This window comes from Actinomyces sp. ICM47 (genome assembly GCF_000278725.1).
GTDB lineage: Bacteria > Actinomycetota > Actinomycetes > Actinomycetales > Actinomycetaceae > Pauljensenia.
In genome coordinates this window covers 1-4,358 of the sequence record NZ_ALCA01000051.1, presented here as the reverse complement: position 1 = coordinate 4,358, position 4,358 = coordinate 1, and the positions used below count along the sequence as shown (strand labels likewise).

General features: G+C 68.5%; 4 protein-coding genes. 2 read left to right on the top strand and 2 right to left on the bottom strand.

Translation table 11 applies throughout. The features are described from left to right. Positions 1-197: 197 nt before the first annotated feature. Both rarD and HMPREF1136_RS03280 read right to left on the bottom strand, forming a co-directional pair. A complete protein-coding gene (gene rarD, locus HMPREF1136_RS03285; protein ID WP_009647908.1) occupies positions 198-1,148 on the bottom strand; it encodes an EamA family transporter RarD in 951 nt (316 codons plus the stop codon). After that, positions 1,145-2,467, bottom strand: a complete 1,323-nt coding sequence (locus tag HMPREF1136_RS03280; protein WP_009647906.1) for a glutamyl-tRNA reductase — start codon at positions 2,465-2,467, stop codon at positions 1,145-1,147. The genes rarD and HMPREF1136_RS03280 overlap by 4 nt, the downstream gene beginning before the upstream one ends. Before the next feature lie 241 nt (positions 2,468-2,708). On the opposite strand from HMPREF1136_RS03280, the gene hemE reads away from it, so the two are divergent. Both hemE and HMPREF1136_RS03270 read left to right on the top strand, forming a co-directional pair. Next, entirely contained in the window at positions 2,709-3,806 is a 1,098-nt protein-coding gene (gene hemE / locus HMPREF1136_RS03275; RefSeq protein WP_009647907.1) for a uroporphyrinogen decarboxylase, read from the top strand. Beyond that, positions 3,803-4,358: NAD(P)-binding protein (locus HMPREF1136_RS03270; protein WP_009647909.1), on the top strand; the 556-nt coding region annotated here is incomplete at its 3' end. The genes hemE and HMPREF1136_RS03270, both read left to right, overlap by 4 nt.

Here is a 4,358-nt window from a genome sequence, read left to right as displayed (position 1 = left end):
CGCCCGTGCCCTCCGGACCCTCCGGCGCCCTTCACACCGGCGGGGTTGCGGCAGCCTCCCATCGGGCGGTACTTGGTGCCACCGGGTGGTCCGCCCAGGCCCTGAAGGCCTCGCGGCGCCCTTTACATCGGCGGGGTTGCGGCAGCCTCCCATCGGGCGGAGCTTAGTGCCGCCGGGTGGTCCGCCCAGGCGTTGCCTCAGTCTCGGTGCGCCGCGCGCGCCAGGCGCTTAGCTCGTACGGAAGAGAGCAGCCAGTCGGCGCTCAGGCACGCCAGCGCCACCCACACGACGCCCATCGCGATCCAACGGAACGTCGGCACGGTCTCGTGGAAGATGAACACGGCGACGAGGAGCTGCAGGGTAGGTCCCAGGTACTGTAGGAAACCCATCGTCCCCAGAGTCAGGCCTCGCGCCGCCGAAGCAAACATGATGAGCGGGATCATCGTCAGCGCACCCGCGCCCACCAGGAGGGCCAGGTGAAGGGGCCAGGACACCCCGGCCTCGTCGGAAGAAACGATCGCGTGGAAGGACGTGGCGGACGTGGCCGCCAGATACGCGTAGTAACCGAGCAGGAAGGGAGAGACCGCCGCCGTCTCAATCACCATGCCCGCCAGCGGATCAACCCGCCCGGCGACATTCTTTTTCACGAGCGAGTACAGACCAAACGTGAGGGCAAGTGTGAGCGAGACGATCGGAACCGCGCGCTGGCCGACAACGAGGATGACGACGGCGACGACACCCAGCGCCAGAGCGATCTTTTGGATAGGCGTGACCCGCTCGCGCAGCACAATCAGGCCCAGGGCTATCGTCACCAGCGGGTTGATGAAGTAACCGATCGCCGCGTCCGTCGTGTGCCCCGAGAGGACCGCGTACACGTACACCGACCAGTTGACGACGACGAGCGCGCCCGCGACCGCCAGGCGCCACAGGGCTCCCCGGTCGGCGATCAGCGCGCGCACCTTCCCCAGCGACCTCGTCACAGCGAGCGCAACCAGGCAGAAAAACAGGCCCCACACCGCCCTGTGGACGATCACCTCGACGGCACCGGCGGGGGAGAGCAGCGAAAAGTACAGGGGAAAGAAACCCCAGATGATATAGACAGCGACGCCGAGGGCGAGTGCGCGCGGTTCGTTCTTCTGGGTGCTCATGCACCCAGTGTATGAACATCGTGTGGGCAGCGGCCCCCGACGGGACGGTCGTGGTCACCTGATGAGAATGCGTGACCACCTGCATGATCGCCGGAGGTCAGGGAGGCCTCGTCGATGCCGAGGACCACGCTCAGGGCCTCCAGGTAGCGTTCCTGCTGGCTCTCCTCGCCCGCTCGGCGCGCGAGCACAGTCGGGTTGTGGATGAGGCGCGCGGCCAGGTGGCGTAGTGCTCGGGCCGCGTCCTCGGTCGAGAGGGGAGCATCGCCGAGGCGGTCGATCTCCTCCTCGACGATGCGGAAGACGCGCGAGCGCAGGTGCCGCACGACGGGGTCCATGGAGCGGGCACCCAGGCCGCGCTCGAAGGAGGAGACTTCCTCGTCGATGATGGCGCGGGCGCGCGTCAGTGCGTCGGCATCCGCAGCCGGGACCGACGCCTGGATGGTCGGCAGGTCGATGAGCGTCACGTTCGGCAGTGAGGAGACAGAGCTTTCCGCGTCACGCATGAGCGCGAGGTCTAGGACCACGGTGCGCCCGGAGGCCGCAGCCATGTCGCGGGTCAGGACGGGGCTTCCAAGTCCCCGGCAGGTCACCACCAGGTCGGAGCGTTTGAGAGCGGCGGGAAGGCTTGCGGACTCGACCCAGCCGATGCCTCGTCCCTGGGCGAATTCGCGGGCGCGCCCCGAGGTCGAGTAGACGGACACCTCGGATGCGCCGAGCGCGCTCAGGGCGCTGACGGTCGCCCCCGCGTAGGCGCCCGTGCCGACGATGAGCACGCGGGTGGCCTCCCACGGCCCCAGGTGAGCTGCCGCCATGTCCAAGCCGACGGCGACGACCGAGCGTCCCGCCCCCGCCAGCCCGGTCTCGGTGGCGACGCGGCGCGAGGTGGCCGACGCCCGCTCGGCGGCGCGTCCCAGGTCACAGCTCAGGGTCCCATCCTCCCAGGCCGTGCGCGCGGCTCGGCGCATCTGCCCGGCGATCTCGCGCTCGCCGATGACCATGGACTCCAGCCCGGATGCCGTCGCGAAAAGATCGACGAGGCCGTCGCGGCCCCACAGGTGACGCAGCTGTACGTCCTCGCGCGGGGTGTGCGAGGCCTGGGCGAGTTCGCACTCCACCGCGTCCTTGAGTGCGTGGGGGTCGGCCGAGGCCGGGGCGTCGACGTAGATGGTGACGCGGTTACACGTGCGCAGGACCATGACTCCGCGCACCTGCGCCAGCGAGCGCATGAGCGTGGGGCCGAGGTCGGTCGCGCCGGAGAGTCGGGCGATATCGTCGAGGGGGGCGTAACGGTGGTCCGCGGAAAGCACATGAATAGTCACAACGCGTCCATTTAAAGGCACGCGGTTCGTGACAGCAGCTCCGAGAGGCGATTTATGTTGGTGACGCCCTGTCATTTTACAAATATGTCTTAATAAATGGCTATCTCGCGCGGATAAATCGGTCTCAGGGCCTGTCATTTCGCGCTTTTGTGGCGTATGAGAAATTGTCTTGAACTAGACTGGAATACAACGGAAATGCGTGAATTAACGCATGAAAACATCATTAAATTAAGGGAGACACATGACGACGCCTCCGCTGCTGCGCGCCCTGACCGGGCAACGCGGGTCCACGCCCGTGTGGTTCATGCGTCAGGCCGGACGCTCCCTGCCGGAGTACCGCCAGCTGCGCGCCGACGTCGGCCTGCCCATGCTCGAGGCCTGCCTGCGCCCCGACGTGGCCGCCGAGGCGACGGTGCAGCCCGTGCGACGCCACGGCGTGGACGCGGGTATCTTCTTTTCGGACATCATGGTCCCCCTGCGCCTGGCCGGGGTGGGTGTCGAGATTGAGCCGGGTGTCGGCCCGGTCCTCGATCATCCTTATCGAACGCGCGAGAGCATCGACGAACTACTAAGCCATCGCTACGGCGAGGGGTCTTGGACCGACTCCGCCGGGCGCGCGCGAGACTGCGCCGAAGGGGCTCAGGCGGTGCGTGACGGCGTCGCGACGGCGGTGCGAGAGCTGGACTCCACACCCCTCATTGGATTCGGTGGCGCGCCCTTCACCCTGGCCGCGTACATGGTTGAGGGGCGTCCTTCCCGCGATCACATGGCCGCGCGGACTCTTGCTGCGTCCGACCCGGGCGCGTGGGACGCCCTTATGAGCTGGTGCGCGTGCGTGAGCGCCGACTTCATCACCTCTCAGATCGAGGCCGGGGCCAGCGCCGTGCAGCTCTTCGACTCGTGGGTGGGGTCCCTCTCGCCTCGTACCTATCGCGAATCCGTTGCGCCGTACTCGCGCATGGTCGCGCAGCGCGTCGCCGGTGCCGTCAGTCCCGTGACCGGCGAGCGCGCCCCGCTCATCCACTTCGGGACGGGCAGCGCCCCGATCCTGGCCGACATGGCCGAGGTCGGCGCGAACTGCGTGGGTGTCGACTGGAAGACGGACCTGTCGTGGGCCATCGCCCAGGTGCCCGGAAAGGCCGTGCAGGGAAACTTGGACCCCGCTCTGTTGCAAGCCCCGTGGCCCGTTATCGAACAGGCTGTTCGAGATATTCTCGACGCGGGGCGCTCCGCCCCCGGTCACGTCTTTAACCTCGGGCACGGCGTGCCGCCCACGACCGACCCCGACGTTCTGACGCGCATCGTCGAGCTGGTGCACGAGCTGGGTGATGCTCGATGAGCGCGCCTGATGCCATCCCCACCCACCCCGGCGCGGTCGTCGTCGGCGGAGGCATCGCCGGCCTCGTGAGCGCGTGGGAACTGGCCTGCGCGGGCGTGCGCCCCCTCCTCATCGAGGCGCGCGGCTACCTGGGTGGCCTCATCGCCCGCGGCACGGTCGGTGGCGCAACCGTGGACCTGGGGGCGGAAACGTATGTCGTGCGCGGCACCGACACCTCGTCGATCGTGGAGGCCCTGGGGTTGACCTCGGTCGAGCCCGCCGGCTCGGGTGCCCGCCTGTACGCCCCCGCCCTGCGCGGCGGCTGGGAGCTGCGCCCCTTCCTGCGCGACTCGTTCCTGGGCATCCCCGCCCGCCCGAACGCACCCGATTGCGCACACGTGCTTGGCGAGGCCGGGGTGCGCCGGGCGCTGAAGGATCAGTCGATGGGTGGCGGCGTCGGCATGGACGAGGCCGGGGATACCCTGGCCGGTTTCGTGGCTGCACGCATGGGGCAGGCCGTGCTGGAGCGCTCGGTGCGTCCCATCATCGCGGGTATCTACACCGCCGACCCCA

Coding starts and splice junctions, on each gene's coding strand:
- rarD (WP_009647908.1), bottom strand. CDS start 1,148: ATGAGCACCCAGAAGAACGAACCGCGCGCACTCGCCCTCGGCGTCGCT.
- hemE (WP_009647907.1), top strand. CDS start 2,709: ATGACGACGCCTCCGCTGCTGCGCGCCCTGACCGGGCAACGCGGGTCC.